The organism is Bacillus sp. JJ1122, assembly GCF_036964885.1.
Classification (GTDB): domain Bacteria; phylum Bacillota; class Bacilli; order Bacillales; family Cytobacillaceae; genus Mesobacillus.
Window position 1 is genome coordinate 37,463 of record NZ_JBALQL010000040.1, and the last position, 2,349, is coordinate 39,811.

A 2,349-nucleotide genomic window follows, 5' to 3' on the forward strand; every position below is an offset into this window, starting at 1 on the left:
CCACTACAATCAACAGGCTATGAATATCAATATTCAGCTTAAACACAGCCTCCTGTTAATTCCGTTAAATAAGAGCAAAAAAAATACGCTCGTTATTTAACGAGCGCGATTACTTCAATTTCTACCAATGCATCTTTCGGTAGTCTTGCTACCTCTACTGTCGAACGTGCAGGCTTATGAACACTGAAATACTCCCCATACACTTCATTCAATTGAGCAAATTCATCCATATTCTTAATAAATACAGTTGCTTTTACAACGGTTTCCAAGGAAGCTCCTGCAGCCTCCAGTACAGCTGTCAGATTTTTAAAGACCTGATGTGCCTGGGCCTGGATATCTCCTTCAACCATTACACCTTCTGCAGTCAATGGAATCTGGCCAGAACTGAAAAACAGATTGTTCACTACAACACCTTGGGAATAAGGGCCAATTGCGGCTGGCGCATTTGAAGTTTGTACAATATTCATATTGTCACCCCATCTTATTATTAAAAGCCCTTTTTTCGAAAAGAGCCTTTTTAATAGAGTTATTCTTTACGCAAGAAGTAATTTCCTTCACTCACGGTTATTTTTCGTTCTTTAACATCAACATTCGAAAGACGTACAAGTGAAAGATACTCATCCACTAGTCTTTCTTCAATATTTTCTGATTCAACGAGAACGGCAATTCCCGCTAATTCTGCATTAAACTCTTCAAGCAGATTGATCATCCCATTGACCGTTCCGCCTGCTTTCATGAAGTCGTCCACAATCAGTACTTTCGAACCCTGTGCGAGACTCCGTTTTGAAAGGACCATCGTCTGGATCCTTTTAGACGAGCCGGAAACATAATTGATGCTGACCGTTGAACCTTCCGTAACCTTGCTGTCTCTTCTGACAATCACGACTGGGACATTTAAATAGCTTGCCACCGCATAGGCAATTGGGATACCCTTTGTAGCGACGGTCATCACGACCTCAATGTCCTTTTTAGCATAAGCAGAAGCTAATAGCCTGCCAACCTCCTGGACAATCGCTGGGTTTCCAATGATATCATTCATATACAAATAACCGCCTGGCAGCAGCCGGTCCGGGCTGGCCATGATCGTGCAAAGATCCTTTATTACTTCTTTCGCCTTATCATCATTGATATTGACGTGGAACTTAACTCCCCCGGCAGCGCCTGGTACTGTTTGCAGCACACCGATTCCCCGCTGCTCAAATGTTTCTTTGATGATTCCCAAATCTTCGCTGATCGAGGATTTGGCAGAACCATATTTCTCCGCGAAATAAGTTAACGGTACCAGTTGGCGAGGATGTTCAAGTAAATAAGTCGTCATATCAATCAAACGCTCACTGCGTCGAAATTTCATTGAAGAACCCCCAAAATCCGAATATTTAAGGTTAATATAACACCATTATACGGATTTAATCAAGGGTATGCCGTTCCCCGAGCATTCTGACAGCAAATACCTGATCACAAAATCCTCTTAAACCATTATAAATCCGATGCATCCGTGAATCATGCTCTACAAGGCTGAAAACGGTTGGGCCGCTGCCGCTCATCAAAACTGCATCCGCTCCAAAGCGCTTCATCTGGTCTTTGATTTGGGCTACTTCCGGATATAGTGACAGGGTTACATCCTCTAGTACATTGCCAACGCTGTTGCATACCCCACGGAAATCCCCATTTTCTATCGCAGAAATCATTTCTTTTGTAGGCGGGTGCTCAATTTTATCTACATGTAAACGACGATAAACTTCTGCTGTAGAGACACCGATAAAAGGCTTAGCCAGAACAACCCAGCATGTCGGCGGGGCTGGAATCTGCTCGATGATTTCTCCACGTCCAGTTGCCAATGCCGTTCCACCGTAGACACAGAAAGAAACGTCCGATCCTATTTCCGCACCTAGTACGGCCAGTTCGTCCAATGTCAGGCCAAGTTTCCAGAGCTTGTTCAGTCCTCTTAACGTAGCAGCTGCATCACTGCTGCCACCAGCCAGGCCCGCAGCTACAGGAATTGTTTTTTCAATACCGATGACTACGCCCTTTTTCACCTGGAATCTTTCTTTCAATAAATGGGCTGCCTGATAAGCAAGGTTCCGCTGGTCATCCGGAACAAATCTATTGTGTGAATGGATGACAATCCTGTCTTCCTCAAGTAAACTAAGCTCAATGCGATCAGCCAAATCAATCGTCGTCATCACCATCTCAACTTCATGGTAACCGTCCGGCCGTTTATGCAACACATCAAGCGACAAATTAATTTTCGCTGGCGCCTTCACCAAAATCTTCACTGCTTCCACCTACTTTAACGAATTCCACATTTTGTCCTATTTTACCACAAAACGATAAGAAAAGCGCAAGCGC

Annotated in this window: 3 protein-coding genes; all 3 read right to left on the reverse strand. The window is 43.9% G+C overall.

Annotation, left to right across the window (positions count from 1 at the left end; all coding sequences use genetic code 11):
• Nucleotides 1–92: 92 nt before the first annotated feature.
• The 3 genes from V7201_RS20360 to ispE are packed head-to-tail and all read right to left on the reverse strand — an operon-like array spanning nt 93 to nt 2,276.
• On the reverse strand, nt 93–467 hold the full coding sequence (locus V7201_RS20360; RefSeq protein WP_335378593.1) for a RidA family protein: 375 nt from the start codon (nt 465–467) through the stop codon (nt 93–95).
• A gap of 59 nt (nt 468–526) precedes the next feature.
• Nucleotides 527–1,351, reverse strand: coding sequence for a pur operon repressor (gene purR, locus V7201_RS20365; protein WP_335378594.1), 825 nt, complete (start codon nt 1,349–1,351; stop codon nt 527–529).
• A 55-nt stretch (nt 1,352–1,406) separates the two neighbouring features.
• Nucleotides 1,407–2,276, reverse strand: coding sequence for a 4-(cytidine 5'-diphospho)-2-C-methyl-D-erythritol kinase (ispE, locus tag V7201_RS20370; RefSeq protein ID WP_335378595.1), 870 nt, complete (start codon nt 2,274–2,276; stop codon nt 1,407–1,409).
• Between the last annotated feature and the right edge of the window lie 73 nt (nt 2,277–2,349).

Coding starts and splice junctions, on each gene's coding strand:
- purR (WP_335378594.1), bottom strand. CDS start 1,351: ATGAAATTTCGACGCAGTGAGCGTTTGATTGATATGACGACTTATTTA.
- V7201_RS20360 (WP_335378593.1), bottom strand. CDS start 467: ATGAATATTGTACAAACTTCAAATGCGCCAGCCGCAATTGGCCCTTAT.